A 14,023-nucleotide genomic window follows, 5' to 3' on the forward strand; every position below is an offset into this window, starting at 1 on the left:
CGAGGAGCGCCCCGGGTCGACTACCGTGTCACTGTGCCGAAGCCGAGACTGCCTGTGGGAAGGGACCTCCTCTACGGCGTCTACAAGAAGCGCCTCCGCTCGAGCCTTCCCCCCGACTCCCTGCCGAACCACGTCGCGATGATCATCGACGGCAACCGGCGCTGGGCGCGGCAGCGGGCCCTCGAGACCGCCGCGCACGGCCACCGGGCCGGCGCCGCCAAGGTGCACGAGTTCCTGCAGTGGTGCGACGAGCTCGGCGTGCGCCACGTCACCCTCTACCTGCTCTCGCAGGACAACCTCGTCGGCCGCGACAGCAGCGAGCTGACCGAGCTGATCGCGATCATCGCCGACCTCGCCGAGGAGGTCTCCCAGCAGCCCGACTGGCGCGTGCAGCACGTCGGCTCCGACGAGGGCCTCCCGCCCTCGCTCGTGGCCGCGCTCGACACGGCGGAGGCGCGCACCGCCTCCCACACGGGCCTGCACGTCAATCTCGCGGTCGGCTACGGCGGGCGGCACGAGATCGCCCAGGCCGTGCGGAGCATCCTGGAGGAGCACGGCAAGCGCGGCTCCTCCATCGAGGACGTCGCGGGCCTGCTGACCCCGGAGCTCATCGGCGAGCACCTGTACACCAGCGGGCAGCCCGACCCCGATCTGGTCATCCGCACCTCGGGGGAGCAGCGCCTCTCCGACTTCATGCTCTGGCAGAGCGCGCACAGCGAGTTCTACTTCATGGAGGCGCTCGGCCCCGACATCCGCGAGGTCGACTTCCTCCGCGCGCTCCGCGACTACGCCGGACGGCACCGCCGCTTCGGCAGCTGACCTCGCGGCTCCTGCCGCACCACCGACCGGAAGGGCCGGCATGAGCTCGAACGAGGCCACCTCCACCACGACCGAGGACTACCTCGCCGGCTTCGGCGAGGAGACCGGGTACCTCGACTTCGGCCGGGTGGGCCCGCTCTCGGCGACCGTCGCCGCCGAGCAGGAGGCGGCCGTCGAGCTGCTGGTGCGCGCGCGCAGCGGCACCCTCGACGAGCTGTTCCGGCAGGACGAGCGCGTCCGGGCGGCGGCGGCGGCTCTCGTGCGCGTCCCCGCCGACCGCGTCGTCTTCCAGCCCAACACCTCGACCGGCCTCCTGCACGCGCTGTTCGGCGCCTCGGGCGCGGTGCTGCTGTCGGCTGCGGAGTTCCCGAGCCTGCCGTTCGCGGCGGTGCGCTCGGCGCAGGCTCTCGGCTCGGTGGAGCCCCGCTGGCTGCGGACCGAGCAGGGACGGGTGACGCCGGAGGCGGTCCGCGAGCAGCTCACGGACGACGTGACGACCGTCGCGGTGAGCCTGGTCGACTCCCGCACGGGCTACCTCGCGGACGTCGCGGCGATCCGTGACGTGATCGGCGACCGGATGCTCGTCCTCGACGCGATCCAGGGCTTCGGCGTCGTCGACGCGCCCTACGAGCTGGCGGACGTGGTCGTCACCGGCGGCCAGAAGTGGCTCCGCGCCGGCTGGGGGACGGGCTTCCTCGCGCTCAGCGAGCGGGCGCTGTCGCGGCTGACCCCGGTGCTCTCCGGCTGGACGGGATCGGAGCAGGCGGAGCCGTGGGACGAGGTGGCTCCGCCGCGCGGCGACGCCCGCGCCTTCAGCATCAGCAACCCGGACCCGATCGCCCAGGCCCGGCTCGCGTCGGCGCTGGAGGAGGTCGCCGCAGTCGGGCAGTCGACGATCGCCGCACTCGTGGCGGAGCGGGTCAGCGCGATCGTCGACCTCGCGGACGAGTTCGGACTGGCGGTCGTGGGCTCCCGCGGCGAGCACGAGCGCGCCGGCATCGTGGTCGTCGAGCCGGAGCCGGAGGAACTGGCCCCGCTGGCGGCCTCCCTCGCCGCGCACGGCGTCACCGCGCGCCTGCGTCCGAGCACCGTCCGCTTCAGCGCGCACGCCGGCACCACCGACGCGACCCTCGCGCTGCTCCGCGCCGCCCTGATCTCGTCGGCCACGAGCATCGACTACTAGGCCGGATTCCGCGCGTTCACACACTGGTTACACATTCGTAGCGGTGAGAAGCACACGGATGTCATTCGCCGGGTTAGGTTCGAGTCATCAGGTACAGCGCCTGGTCGAGACGGCCACAGAAGTACGGCTCGACATCGCGCAGACGCCGAAGGGACACTGCGCGGTGCACGACACGCACCGATGAGACCGGCTCGAGGACATGAGCCGGGGGCTCCGGCCCCCGGAGTGTGGAGAGTCGTCGTGACAGTTCCCCAGGGCATGGATCCGCAGACCGGGACGCAGGGCGGCGTCCACCGCCGTGTCCAGCACGGCTCCTCGGATCCGGCCGATCAGCTCCTCCGCACCTACGTCCTGGACACCTCGGTGCTGCTGTCGGATCCCTCCTCGATGTTCCGGTTCGCGGAGCACGCCGTCGTGCTGCCGATCGTCGTCATCAGCGAGCTCGAGGGCAAGCGCAACGATCCCGAGATCGGCTACTTCGCCCGGCAGGCCCTGCGCCGCCTCGACGAGCTGCGCGTGCAGCACGAGCGCCTCGACTTCCCCATCGCCGTCGGCCGGGGCGGCACGCTCCGCGTCGAGCTCAACCACTCGAACATGTCGGTGCTGCCGAGCGGGCTCCAGATGGGCGACAACGACGCGAGGATCCTCGCCGTCGCGCTCAACCTGCAGAGCGAGGGCGCCGCGGTGACCGTCGTGTCCAAGGACATGCCGATGCGCGTGAAGGCCGCCTCCATCGGCCTCGCCGCGGAGGAGTACCTGGCCGAGCAGGCCCCCGAGTCCGGCTGGACCGGCATGGACGACGTGACGCTCGGCGGCGACGCGATGAGCGAGCTCTACGACCGCGAGCGGCTCTTCACGGACGTCGTGGCCGACATCCCGGTCAACACCGGACTCGTCGTCCACTCCGACCGCGGCTCCGCTCTCGCGAGGGTCACCGGCAAGCGGCAGATCACGCTGGTCCGCGGCGACAAGGACGTGTTCGGCCTGCACGGGCGGTCGGCGGAGCAGCGGCTCGCGATCGACCTGCTGCTCGACCCGGAGGTCGGCATCGTCTCGCTCGGCGGCCGGGCCGGCACCGGCAAGTCGGCGCTGGCGCTCTGCGCGGGCCTGGAGGCGGTGCTGGAGAAGCGCCAGCACAAGAAGATCATGGTCTTCCGGCCGCTCTACGCGGTGGGCGGCCAGGACCTCGGCTTCCTGCCCGGCGACGCGGCCGAGAAGATGAACCCCTGGGCGCAGGCGGTCTTCGACACGCTCGGGGCGCTGGTGTCGCAGAACGTGCTCGACGAGGTGATCGAGCGCGGGATGCTCGAGGTGCTGCCGCTCACGCACATCCGCGGGCGCTCGCTGCACGACGCGTTCGTGATCGTCGACGAGGCGCAGTCGCTGGAGCGGAACGTCCTGCTCACGGTGCTCTCGCGCGTCGGGCAGAACTCCCGGGTGGTGCTGACCCACGACGTGGCGCAGCGCGACAACCTCCGGGTCGGCCGGCACGACGGGGTCGCCTCCGTGATCGAGACGCTGAAGGGCCACCCGCTGTTCGCGCACGTCACGCTGACCCGCTCCGAGCGCTCGGCGATCGCCGCTCTGGTCACGGAGATGCTGGAGTCGAACGAGCTCGCCTGACGGGCTCGCCGTGCGTCCGGCCCGTGGGATCCGAGGATTCCCGGGCCGGGCGCGTCCCTGCAGGGTACCGGGGCGTAGCGTGGACGGGTGAGCATCCTCGACGACGCGCTCCTCGAGCGCTTCCGCACCCGCGCGGCCGACTACGACGAGCGCAACGCGTTCTGCGCGGACGACCTGGAGGAGCTGCGCTCGATCGGGTACCTGGCGCTGCTCGTCCCCGAGGAGCTCGGCGGTGCCGGCCTCGGCCTGGAGCAGGCGGCCGCCGAGCAGACGCGCCTCGCGACGGCCGCGCCCGCGACCGCGCTCGCCGTCAACATGCACCTGGTCTGGACCGGGATCGCGCGACTCCTGCTCGAGCGGGGCGACGACTCCCTCCACTCGGTTCTCGTCGACGCCGCGGCGGGTCACGTCTTCGCCTTCGGCAACAGCGAGGCGGGCAACGACCTGGTGCTCTCGGACTCGCTGACGCGGGCGGAGCCGCTCGGGGACGGCGGCTACCGCTTCACCGGCACGAAGGTCTTCACCTCCCTCGCGCTCGCCTGGACGCGGCTCGGCGTGTTCGGCCGCGACGACAGCGGGTCGGAGCCGCGGCTCGTGCACGGCTTCGTCGACCGCGGGAGCCCGGACTCGCCGGTCGCCGGGCTCGAGGTCCGCGACGACTGGGACACGCTCGGCATGCGGGCGACCCAGAGCCGCACGACGGTGCTCGACGGCGTCGTCGTCCCGGCCGAGCGGATGATCCGCTCGCTGCCCGTCGGACCGACCGCCGACCCCTTCGTCTTCGCCGTCTTCGCGGCCTTCGAGCTGCTGATCTCCTCGGTCTACCTCGGTGTCGCGCAGCGCGCGCTCGAGCTCGCCGTCGCCTCCGTCCGCCGACGGACCTCCCTCCGGGCGGGAGGGCGGCCACTGGCGGAGGACCCCGAGGTGCGGCACCGGGTGGCTGAGACCGGGATGCTGCTCGACGGGCTCGAGGCGCCCCTGCGCTCGGCGGCGGCCGACGTGGACGCGCTCGTCGACCGGGGCGCGCGCTGGTTCCCGTCGCTGGTGGGGGTGAAGATCCGCACCACGGAGGGAGCGCTCCGCGTGGTCGAGAGCGCCGTCCGGATCGCGGGCGGGTCGGCGTACCAGCGCAGGTCGGAGCTCGGCCGCCTCTACCGCGACGTGCTCGCCGGGCAGTTCCACCCCTCCGACGACGCGTCGGCGCACGGCGCCTGGGCGTCGCTCCTGCTGGGACCGCTGCCACCGCGCGACTGAGGCCGGGCTGGGACCCGCCGCCGCCCGAGCACGCCGGCGGGCCGCCCTGTGGAGAACTCCGACGCCCCGCGGGCGTCGCCCCCTAGTCTCGGCGGATGCTCCGCGGATCACTGCTCGACCGGGCCGCCCTGCTCCTCGGCTCCCTCGTGCTCCTCCTGATCGGTGCCCCGCACCTCGGTCGGGCGCCCGGCCTCGTCCCGGTGGCGCTCGTGAGCGTGCCGCTGGTGCTGGCGGACGTGCGCGGGCACCGGCTCCCGAACGCGGTCACGCTCCCGCTGCTGGCGGTCGGAGCCGTCCTCGCGCCCACGGAGGGGACGCTTCTCGCCGTCCTCGCGACGGTGCTGTGCCTGGGCGTGCTGCATGCGGCGGGCGGGCTGGGCCTCGGCGACGTGAAGCTCCAGGCGGCCCTCGCACCGCCGCTCGCGGCTCTCGGACCCGAGCAGGTCGTCGCCGCGCCCGCTGTCGGCTTCGCGGTGGCAGGGCTGTGGGTGCTCGTGCTGCGCGTCCGCGGACGGGTCGCGTTCGGACCGTTCCTGCTCACGGGGTTCTGGCTGGTGCTCTGACGGCCCGCCTCCGCGCCGAGCGCAGGGACGGGCCGTCGGAGGGCCGGGCTCAGCCGGGGCGGGTCATCGACATGACGTCGAGGGCGCTGTCGAGCTGCTCCTCCGTCACCTCGCCGCGCTCGACGAAGCCGAGGTCCACGACCGACTCGCGGACGGTGATCCCCTTGGCGACCGAGTTCTTCGCGACCTTGGCGGCGGCCTCGTAGCCGATCACCTTGTTGAGCGGGGTGACGATCGAGGGGGAGGACTCGGCGAGGGCGCGGGCGTGCTCGACGTCGGCCTCGAGGCCGTCGACGGTCTTGTCGGCGAGCAGCACGGCGGAGTTCGCGAGCAGGCGGATCGACTCCAGCAGCGCCGTCCCCATGACGGGGATCGCGACGTTGAGCTCGAAGGCACCCGAGGCGCCTGCCCAGGCGATCGTGGCGTCGTTGCCGATCACGCGCGCGCAGACCATGAGGACGGCCTCCGGGATCACCGGGTTCACCTTGCCGGGCATGATCGAGGATCCGGGCTGGAGGTCGGGGATCCGCAGCTCTCCGAGGCCGGTGTTGGGGCCGGAGCCCATCCAGCGGAGGTCGTTGTTGATCTTGGTCAGGCTCACCGCGAGCACGCGCAGCGCTCCGGAGGCCTCGACCAGCGAGTCCCGCGCGCCCTGGGCCTCGAAGTGGTTGCGGGCCTCGGTGACGGGAAGGCCCGTCTCCTCCGCGAGGCGCGCGATGACCTTCTGCGGGAAGCCGGCGGGGGTGTTGATCCCGGTGCCGACCGCGGTACCGCCGAGCGGGACCTCGGCGACGCGGGGGAGCGCCGACTGCACGCGCTCGATGCTGAGGCGGATCTGCGCGGCGTAGCCGCCGAACTCCTGGCCGAGCGTGACGGGGGTGGCGTCCATCAGGTGGGTGCGGCCGGCCTTGACGACCTCGGCCCACTGCTCCGCCTTGACCTCGAGCGACTCGGCGAGCTGCTCGAGCGAGGGGATCAGCGACTCGATGAGCGCGCCGGTGACGGCGACGTGGACCGAGGTGGGGAACACATCGTTGGAGGACTGCGAGGCGTTGACGTGGTCGTTCGGGTGCACGGTGCGTCCGAGGGCCGTGGTCGCCAGCGAGCCCAGCACCTCGTTCATGTTCATGTTCGAGGACGTGCCCGAGCCGGTCTGGTAGACGTCGATCGGGAAGTGCGCGTCGTAGCCGCCCCCGACGACGAGGTCGGCCGCGTCGGCGATCGCCGTGGCGATGTCGGCGTCGAGCACGCCCAGCTCGGCGTTGGCCAGCGCCGCCGCCTTCTTGATGCGCGCGAGGGCCGCGATCTGGGCCGGCTCGAGGCCCGCACCCGAGATCGGGAAGTTCTCGACCGCCCGCTGGGTCTGCGCGGCGTAGAGGGCGTCGCGGGGGACCCGCACCTCGCCCATCGTGTCGTGCTCGATGCGGAAGTCGCCGGAGTCGTCGGTCGGGGAGTGATCCACCACGCTGTGTTCGTCCTTGTCTGATCGGTTGGTGCTGTGCTGTCCGGAGCCGCTCACGCGGGATCCGATCCCACCGCGCTCGGAGCGGCGGCGGAGGAGGCGGAGCCGGAGTCGCGCTCCAGCTCGGAGACGTAGGGGCTGAGCTCGGGCGGATCGATGCCGAGCACGACATCGGACATCACGGTGCCGTCCGAGAGCCGGTAGTTGGCGCCCACGAGGGCGAGCCGCCCGGTCGCGACCGCGTCGGCGATCAGCGGGGAGCGCTGGAGCAGCTCGGCGACCGTGTCGCGCAGGTGCTCGCGGCCGACGGCCAGCGCGTCGGTCGCCGACGGGTCGACGAGCACGCGGCCGTCCGGCTGGGCGCCCACGAGGCGGCGCACCGCGGGGATGATCGGCTCGATCAGGTGCTCGATGTGCGGGGGGAGCCGCTCGGCGCCGGGCGCCTGCGACTGGATCGCCGCCCGGACCGCTCCGCACTCGTCGTGGCCGAGCACGAGCAGCACCTTCACGCCGAGAACGGCGACGCCGTACTCCAGCGAGCCGATGATGGAGTCGGCGATCACCTGGCCGGCGTTGCGGACGACGAAGAGGTCGCCGAGCCCCAGGTCGAAGATGATCTCGGCCGCGAGGCGGGAGTCGCTGCAGCCGAAGAGCGCGGCGAGCGGGGCCTGAGCGGCGGCGAGCTCGGCGCGGCGCTCGACGTCCTGGCGGGGGTGGCGGGGCTCGCCGGCGACGAAGCGCTGGTTGCCGCGGAGCATCTCCTTCCAGACCCACGCCGGCGGGCGGGACTCGCGGGGGACGGTGCTGCTGGTTCCGAGGCTCATCGGGACTCCTCCTGGCCGATCTGCGGGGTGATGGCGTCGACGACCAGGCGGATCTCGTCCGTCGGGGCCGTGCCGTAGACGAGGTAGGTGCTGGAGCCCTCCGTCGTCTCGAGCGCGTAGGGCGTGTTGCCGGTGTCGTCGCCGGAGTCGCGGTGGTCGTAGACGGTCCAGTCGCGGCCGTCGATCGTCTCGACGCCGGTCGCCGCCCGGCGGTCGAGTTGCGTCGCGACCCAGGCCGCGTCCGCGTCGAGCCCCTGGCTCAGGCCGATGTAGCCCGCCTTCGGGGTGATCAGGCCGACGTACCAGTAGTCGGTGCCGTTCTCGCGGCGGAGCTCGGCCGCGTTGGCCTTCCAGCCCTCGGGCAGGGAGGGCACGGCGAGCGTCTGCTCCTCGCCCAGCTGGACCTGTGCGGCGACGCGGGGGACGTCGACCGAGGAGAGCTCCACGGTGTCGCCGCGGGGGACGAGCAGGACGATGAGCGCCACGGCGCCGACGGTCGCGAGCAGCGAGAAGACGAGGTTGTTGACCGTCTTGCGCTGACGGTAGAGCCGGGAGTTCTCGGCCTTGCGGGCGGCCGTCTCGGCCGCCGTCTCCGGGCGCCCGAGCTCGGCGACGACCCGCGCGGGCTTCGCGCGGCTCATCCGGCGGCCGCCCCTCCGGAGCGGGCCGCGTCCAGCCGGGCGCGTGCTCCGATCAGCCACTCCTCGCAGCGGGCGGCGAGGGCCTCGCCGCGCTCCCACAGGGCGAGCGAGCGCTCGAGGGTGGAGCTGCCCTGCTCGAGCTCGGACACGACGCGGACGAGCTCGTCGCGCGCCTGCTCGTAGGAGAATCCCGAGACGTCGGAGTCGGTCGCCGGGGCGTCGGGGGAGTCGGGCATGGGTCTGATCCTATCGATCGGGGCTGAGGGGGGACGGGTGGCGCGGCGGGCTCAGGACCGGCCGGCGGGATCGCCGGTGGGCCCCTCGGAGCGGGCGCCGACGGCTCCCTCCGCGAGCGTGAGGACGAGTGCGCCGCCGGCCGGTGCGTCGCCGGGTGCCCGGACGACGTGCCCGGCCGCGTTCTGGACGATCGCGTAGCCGCGGTCGAGGGTGTGCTGGGGGGAGAGGGCGCGCAGGTGGCCGTGCAGGCGCTCGACCTCGAGGTGCGCGCGCTCGAGGCGGCGGTCCACCAGCTCGGCGCCGCGCGCGACCCAGCGGGTCAGCTCCTCGGAGTGCCGGTCGACCAGCACGTGCGGCTGGGCGAGCACCGGCCGCGAGCGCAGCTGCGAGAGCCGGTCGATCTCGTGCGAGACGAGCCCGCTCACGCGGCCGGTCATCCGCAGCCGGGCCTGCTGCACGCGCAGCAGCTCGTCGGAGACGTCGGGCACGACCCTCTTCGCGGCGTCGGTGGGAGTGGAGGCGCGCAGGTCGGCGACGTCGTCGAGCAGCGGGCGGTCGGCCTCGTGGCCGATCGCGCTGACGACCGGAGTGGAGCAGGCGGCGACGGCGCGCACGAGCGCCTCGTCGCTGAAGCCGAGCAGGTTCTGGAAGTCGCCGCCTCCGCGGGCGATCACGATCACGTCGATGCTGTCGTCGGCCTCGAGGGTCCGCAGGGCCGAGAGCACCTCCGGGACCGTCCGGTCGCCCTGCACGGCCGAGTGGACCACCCGGAAGCGCACCGCCGGCCAGCGCAGCTGCGCGTTCCGCAGCACGTCCTTCTCGGCGTCCGAGTCCTTGCCGGTGATGAGGCCCACGCCGTGCGGGAGGAACGGCAGCGGCTTCTTGCGGGAGGCGTCGAACAGCCCCTCCGACGCGAGCTGCCGGCGGAGCCGCTCGAGCTTCTCGAGCAGATCGCCCAGGCCGACGTGGCGCATCTCGAAGACCTGCATCGAGAGCGTGCCGCCCTTGACCCAGTAGTTGGGCTTCACCAGCGCGATGACCCGATCGCCCTGCTTGAGGTCGGCCGGGAGGCGGCTCCGCACCGACGACCAGACGGTGAAGCCGACCGTCGCGTCTCCGGACAGGTCCTTCAGCTTCCCGTAGACGTTGCCGCCGGACGCGCCCCACTGGGTGATCTCGCCCTCGACCCACGCGGTCCCGAGGCGCTCGATCCAGCCCTTGATCTTGCTGGCGAGCAGGCCGACCGGCCAGGGTGCGTCGGCGGTGGGTGGGGCGTCGGTCATCGCTGCCTCTGCTCGGAGGGACGGGGGGAGCGGGAGTGCCCTCCCGCGACGACAACGGTACGGGACGGGTCCGACACCGGGACGGCCCGGGCACAGGATGCACCACGTAGAATCAGGGGGTGAGCCAAGTCCCGATCAGCCTGCCCATGCCGCGCATGCCCCGCGCCACAGGGCGTCTGCGCGACGTCCCCGTCGAGGGCCGCAAGCGCGTCCTCCTCGCCGCGCCCCGCGGCTACTGCGCCGGAGTCGACCGCGCGGTCGTCGCCGTCGAGAAGGCCATCGAGCACTACGGTGCCCCGGTCTACGTGCGCAAGCAGATCGTGCACAACGTGCACGTCGTCTCCACGCTCGAGAGCCAGGGCGCCATCTTCGTCGACGAGGTCGACGAGGTGCCCGAGGGATCGCACATCGTCTTCAGCGCGCACGGCGTCTCACCGGCCGTCGTCCAGGGCGCGGCCGACCGCGGTCTCCAGGCGATCGACGCGACCTGCCCCCTGGTGACGAAGGTGCACCGCGAGGCCGTCCGCTTCGCGCGCGACGACTTCGAGATCCTCCTCATCGGCCACGAGGGCCACGAGGAGGTCGAGGGCACCGCGGGCGAGGCCCCCGATCACGTCACCCTCGTCGGCAGCCCCGACGACGTGCCGAACATCGTCGTGAAGGACCCGGACAAGGTCGTCTGGCTCTCGCAGACGACGCTCTCGGTCGACGAGACGATGGAGACGGTGCGCCGCCTCCGCGAGCGCTTCCCCAACCTGCAGGACCCGCCGAGCGACGACATCTGCTACGCCACGCAGAACCGCCAGGTCGCGATCAAGAAGGTCGCCGCGGGCGCCGAGCTGGTCATCGTCGTCGGCTCCGCGAACTCCTCCAACTCCGTGCGCCTCGTCGAGGTCGCCCTCGAGTACGGCGCGAAGGCCGCCTACCGGGTCGACTACGCGAGTGAGATCAAGCAGGAGTGGCTCGAGGGCATCCGCACCGTCGGCGTCACCAGCGGCGCCTCGGTGCCCGAGGTGCTCGTCCAGGAGGTCCTCGACGACCTCGCCGCCGCCGGGTACGGCGATGTCGAGGAGGTCAAGACCGCGGAGGAGGACCTGATGTTCTCGCTCCCCAAGGAGCTGCGCAAGGACGTCGCCGGCAAGCGCGACGCCCGCGGCGTCGGTGGACGCATCAGCGCGGGAGCGGGCGCCTAGAGCGTTCCGGCCCGGACACGGAAGAGGCCGCCCTCCCTCGGGAGCGGCGGCCTCTTCCGTGTGCGGTGGAACGGGGATCGACGCTAGACGTCGGTGCCGGCGCCGCCCTGCGAGCCCGACATGCGCGTGACGTACTCCGCGAACGTCGGGTCGCCCAGGATGGCGATCGCCGCGACGATCAGGGAGAGCAGCACGGTCGCCGCGATCCCGAGGATCGGGACGAGCACGGCGCGCTTGCCGGCGCGGAGCCGCCGGATCGAGATCCACACCGCGAAGGCGACGATCAGCGACTGCGCGAGCGCCACCACGACGCCGAGGATCCGTGCGAGCTCCGGCGACGCGTAGGTGCCGATGCCCTGGGAGCGGTAGAGCTCCTGGAGGGTCGTCGCGAAGCTCGAGGGATCGAGCAGCGTCGGCACGGCGAAGAACACGCCGAGCGCGAGCAGCACGATCGTGAGCAGGCGGTCGACGGGATGCGCGACGGGCTTCGCGGCCGGAGCGGTCGCGGGCCTCGGATCGGTCTCCGACCCCCTCGGGTCGGGGACGACCACGGCGTCCTCCGGCGGCTGCCACGACCAGCCGGGCGGCGCGTACTCGCCGTACTGCGGCTCCGGACGCCTGTCGCCCGGCTGATCGTGTGCGTTCGTCACGGAGCGGTGCCCTACTTCCCGGAGTTCCCGGCCGAGCCGAGCTGACGGGTCGCCTCGGCGACGCGCGCGGCCATCGCGGTCTCGGCGATCTTGCCCCACGAGCGCGGGTCGTAGACCTTCTTGTTGCCGACCTCGCCGTCGACCTTGAGGAAGCCGTCGTAGTTCTTCAGCACGGTGTCCGCGACGGAGCGGCTGAACGCGTACTGCGTGTCGGTGTCGATGTTCATCTTGACGACGCCGTTGCGGACCGCCTCGGCGATCTCCTCGTCGGTCGAGCCCGAGCCGCCGTGGAAGACGAGATCGAGGGGGAGCGCGCCGGTGCCGTACTTCGCCTGCAGGCCGTCCTGGATCTCGCGGAGCAGCTCCGGGCGCAGTCGGACGTTGCCCGGCTTGTAGACGCCGTGGACGTTGCCGAAGGTGAGGGCGGCCATGTAGCGGCCCTGCTCGCCGAAGCCGAGGGCCTCGACGGTCGCGATCGCGTCGTCGAGCGTGGTGTAGAGGTGCTCGTTGATGTCGTGCGAGACGCCGTCCTCCTCGCCGCCGACGACGCCGATCTCGACCTCGAGGATGGCGTTGATGTTCTTGACGCGCGGGAGGATCTCCTTCGCGATGGCGAGGTTCTCGTCGAGCGGGATCGCGGAGCCGTCCCACATGTGCGACTGGAAGAGCGGCTCGCGACCGGCCTTGACCTCCTCCTCGGAGGCGGCGATCAGCGGGTAGACGAAGCCCTCGAGCGCGTTCTGCGGGCAGTGGTCGGTGTGGAGCGCGACCGTGACCGGGTAGTTCTTGGCGACCTCGGTCGCGAACCTCGCGAAGGCGATCGCGCCTGCCGCGCGGTTCTTCACGGTGTGGCCGGCGAAGTAGTCCGCGCCTCCGGTGGTGACCTGGATGATGCCGTCCGAGCCCGCCTCGGTGAGGCCCTGGAGGACCGCGTTGATCGTCTGCGACGACGAGACGTTGAACGCCGGGTAGGCGAAGCCGCCCGCCTTCGCCTTGTCGAGCATCTCTGCGTACTGGTCCGGGGTAGCGACGGGCATGGCATCTCCTTTGACGGATGAACGAAGGGGGGTCGGGCGAGGCCCGCGTCGCGGACGAGTCTAGCGAGGCGCCCCTCCGCGGTCCCTCCGCCCGTGGAGGGCCCTGGACTAGGCTTCGGGCAGGGATGGGGATCCGCTCCGCGGGTCCTGCGACGACGTGCACGAACTCGACGACGAAGGACTCCGCTCTGTGATCGACAACGACTCGCTCTACCTCCACCCCGACCGCAACCTCGGCATGGAGCTCGTCCGCGCCACCGAGGCCGCCGCGATCCGCGCCGTGCCCTTCATCGGCAAGGGCGACAAGAACGCCGCCGACGGCGCAGCGGTCGACGCCATGCGCACCTTCCTCGGGACCGTGAACTTCGACGGAGTCGTCGTGATCGGCGAGGGCGAGAAGGACAACGCGCCCATGCTCTTCAACGGCGAGCACGTCGGCAACGGCTCGGGGCCCGCCGCCGACATCGCCGTCGACCCGATCGACGGCACCTCGCTGACCGCGGCCGGGCGCCAGAACGCGCTCTCGATGATCGCCGTCGCCGACCGCGGCGCGATGTTCGACCCCTCCGCCGTGTTCTACATGGAGAAGATCGTCACCGGGCCCGAGGGCGTCGGGATCATCGACATCCAGCGCCCGATCGGCGAGAACATCCGCGCCCTGGCCCGCGCCAAGCGCAAGCCCGTCGAGGAGATGCGCATCGCGGTGCTGGACCGCCCGCGCCACGCTCAGCTGATCGAGGACATCCGCGCGGCCGGAGCCGGCACGCGCCTCCTGCTCGACGGCGACGTCGCGGGCGGCATCAACGCCGCTCGCCACGACTCCCGACTCGACATGTGCGTCGGCACCGGAGGCACGCCCGAGGGCATCATCACGGCCTGCGCCATCCGCGCGCTCGGCGGAGTGATCCAGGGCATCCTCCGCCCGAAGGACGACGACGAGCGCCAGCGCGCCATCGACGCCGGCCACGACCTCGATCGCGTCCTCCACGCCAACGACCTCGTCCGCAGCGACAACACCTACTTCGTCGCGACCGGAGTGACGAACGGCGGGCTCGTGAAGGGCGTGCGCAAGGAGGGCCACGTCATCACGACGGAGTCCATCGTGCTGCGCTCCCGCTCGGGCACCATCCGCCGCGTGACCGCCCAGCACCTCGCGGAGAAGTGGGTCTAGGCCGTCACGCTCTCTCAGAGACGCCGCACTGCTGCCGAGGCGCCGCCCCGCTGACGGCGCACTCGTCGAGTGCGGCGGCGTCT

General features: G+C 72.4%; 14 protein-coding genes. 7 read left to right on the forward strand and 7 right to left on the reverse strand.

What is annotated here, in order from left to right; all coding sequences use genetic code 11:
* Window positions 1–54 precede the first annotated feature (54 nt).
* The 5 genes from C5D50_RS09800 to C5D50_RS09820 all read left to right on the forward strand — a co-directional run bounded on the left by C5D50_RS09800 (window position 55) and on the right by C5D50_RS09820 (window position 5,442).
* A complete protein-coding gene (locus tag C5D50_RS09800) occupies window positions 55–819 on the forward strand; it encodes an isoprenyl transferase (protein ID WP_279630826.1) in 765 nt (254 codons plus the stop codon).
* 40 nt (window positions 820–859) lie between these two features.
* Window positions 860–2,002: an aminotransferase class V-fold PLP-dependent enzyme gene (locus C5D50_RS09805; protein WP_104283395.1), complete on the forward strand. Its 1,143-nt coding sequence runs from the start codon at window positions 860–862 to the stop codon at window positions 2,000–2,002.
* Between the two features lie 258 nt (window positions 2,003–2,260).
* On the forward strand, window positions 2,261–3,625 hold the full coding sequence (locus tag C5D50_RS09810; RefSeq protein ID WP_104224423.1) for a PhoH family protein: 1,365 nt from the start codon (window positions 2,261–2,263) through the stop codon (window positions 3,623–3,625).
* An 87-nt stretch (window positions 3,626–3,712) separates the two neighbouring features.
* A complete protein-coding gene (locus tag C5D50_RS09815) occupies window positions 3,713–4,879 on the forward strand; it encodes an acyl-CoA dehydrogenase family protein (protein ID WP_104288999.1) in 1,167 nt (388 codons plus the stop codon).
* 95 nt (window positions 4,880–4,974) lie between these two features.
* The gene (locus C5D50_RS09820) at window positions 4,975–5,442 is read left to right on the forward strand and encodes a prepilin peptidase (RefSeq protein ID WP_104283397.1); all 468 of its coding nucleotides are present in this window, start codon (window positions 4,975–4,977) and stop codon (window positions 5,440–5,442) included.
* 49 nt (window positions 5,443–5,491) lie between these two features.
* Here C5D50_RS09820 and C5D50_RS09825 read toward each other — a convergent pair whose 3' ends face one another.
* The 5 genes from C5D50_RS09825 to xseA are packed head-to-tail and all read right to left on the reverse strand — an operon-like array spanning window position 5,492 to window position 9,889.
* A complete protein-coding gene (locus tag C5D50_RS09825; protein WP_104283398.1) occupies window positions 5,492–6,907 on the reverse strand; it encodes an aspartate ammonia-lyase in 1,416 nt (471 codons plus the stop codon).
* 50 nt (window positions 6,908–6,957) lie between these two features.
* Window positions 6,958–7,728, reverse strand: coding sequence for a carbonic anhydrase (locus tag C5D50_RS09830; RefSeq protein WP_208543312.1), 771 nt, complete (start codon window positions 7,726–7,728; stop codon window positions 6,958–6,960).
* Window positions 7,725–8,369, reverse strand: coding sequence for a DUF4245 domain-containing protein (locus tag C5D50_RS09835; protein ID WP_104225525.1), 645 nt, complete (start codon window positions 8,367–8,369; stop codon window positions 7,725–7,727). Before C5D50_RS09835 ends, C5D50_RS09830 begins: the two co-directional genes overlap by 4 nt.
* Window positions 8,366–8,605, reverse strand: coding sequence for an exodeoxyribonuclease VII small subunit (locus C5D50_RS09840; RefSeq protein ID WP_104224418.1), 240 nt, complete (start codon window positions 8,603–8,605; stop codon window positions 8,366–8,368). Before C5D50_RS09840 ends, C5D50_RS09835 begins: the two co-directional genes overlap by 4 nt.
* A 51-nt stretch (window positions 8,606–8,656) precedes the next feature.
* On the reverse strand, window positions 8,657–9,889 hold the full coding sequence (xseA, locus tag C5D50_RS09845) for an exodeoxyribonuclease VII large subunit (protein ID WP_104224417.1): 1,233 nt from the start codon (window positions 9,887–9,889) through the stop codon (window positions 8,657–8,659).
* Between the two features lie 146 nt (window positions 9,890–10,035).
* Here xseA and C5D50_RS09850 point away from each other — a divergent pair, with 146 nt between their 5' ends.
* Entirely contained in the window at window positions 10,036–11,082 is a 1,047-nt protein-coding gene (locus C5D50_RS09850) for a 4-hydroxy-3-methylbut-2-enyl diphosphate reductase (protein WP_104225527.1), read from the forward strand.
* Window positions 11,083–11,165: 83 nt separating this feature from the next.
* Here C5D50_RS09850 and C5D50_RS09855 read toward each other — a convergent pair whose 3' ends face one another.
* Both C5D50_RS09855 and fbaA read right to left on the reverse strand, forming a co-directional pair.
* Window positions 11,166–11,732, reverse strand: coding sequence for a DUF6264 family protein (locus C5D50_RS09855; RefSeq protein ID WP_104224415.1), 567 nt, complete (start codon window positions 11,730–11,732; stop codon window positions 11,166–11,168).
* Between the two features lie 11 nt (window positions 11,733–11,743).
* Complete coding sequence (fbaA, locus tag C5D50_RS09860) at window positions 11,744–12,769, reverse strand: class II fructose-bisphosphate aldolase (RefSeq protein WP_104224414.1); 1,026 nt, start codon at window positions 12,767–12,769, stop codon at window positions 11,744–11,746.
* A gap of 238 nt (window positions 12,770–13,007) precedes the next feature.
* On the opposite strand from fbaA, the gene glpX reads away from it, so the two are divergent.
* A complete protein-coding gene (gene glpX / locus C5D50_RS09865) occupies window positions 13,008–13,940 on the forward strand; it encodes a class II fructose-bisphosphatase (protein ID WP_097165697.1) in 933 nt (310 codons plus the stop codon).
* Window positions 13,941–14,023 lie beyond the last annotated feature (83 nt).

It is taken from the genome of Rathayibacter sp. RFBD1 (assembly GCF_002932915.1).
In the GTDB taxonomy this organism is placed as follows: Bacteria; Actinomycetota; Actinomycetes; order Actinomycetales; family Microbacteriaceae; genus Rathayibacter.

Excerpts from the sequence above, each read along its gene's own strand:
- C5D50_RS09805 (WP_104283395.1), top strand. The coding sequence starts at position 860 with ATGAGCTCGAACGAGGCCACCTCCACCACGACCGAGGACTACCTCGCC.
- C5D50_RS09810 (WP_104224423.1), top strand. The coding sequence starts at position 2,261 with ATGGATCCGCAGACCGGGACGCAGGGCGGCGTCCACCGCCGTGTCCAG.
- C5D50_RS09820 (WP_104283397.1), top strand. The coding sequence starts at position 4,975 with ATGCTCCGCGGATCACTGCTCGACCGGGCCGCCCTGCTCCTCGGCTCC.
- C5D50_RS09830 (WP_208543312.1), bottom strand. The coding sequence starts at position 7,728 with ATGAGCCTCGGAACCAGCAGCACCGTCCCCCGCGAGTCCCGCCCGCCG.
- C5D50_RS09835 (WP_104225525.1), bottom strand. The coding sequence starts at position 8,369 with ATGAGCCGCGCGAAGCCCGCGCGGGTCGTCGCCGAGCTCGGGCGCCCG.
- C5D50_RS09840 (WP_104224418.1), bottom strand. The coding sequence starts at position 8,605 with ATGCCCGACTCCCCCGACGCCCCGGCGACCGACTCCGACGTCTCGGGA.
- xseA (WP_104224417.1), bottom strand. The coding sequence starts at position 9,889 with ATGACCGACGCCCCACCCACCGCCGACGCACCCTGGCCGGTCGGCCTG.
- C5D50_RS09850 (WP_104225527.1), top strand. The coding sequence starts at position 10,036 with ATGCCGCGCATGCCCCGCGCCACAGGGCGTCTGCGCGACGTCCCCGTC.
- fbaA (WP_104224414.1), bottom strand. The coding sequence starts at position 12,769 with ATGCCCGTCGCTACCCCGGACCAGTACGCAGAGATGCTCGACAAGGCG.
- glpX (WP_097165697.1), top strand. The coding sequence starts at position 13,008 with ATGGAGCTCGTCCGCGCCACCGAGGCCGCCGCGATCCGCGCCGTGCCC.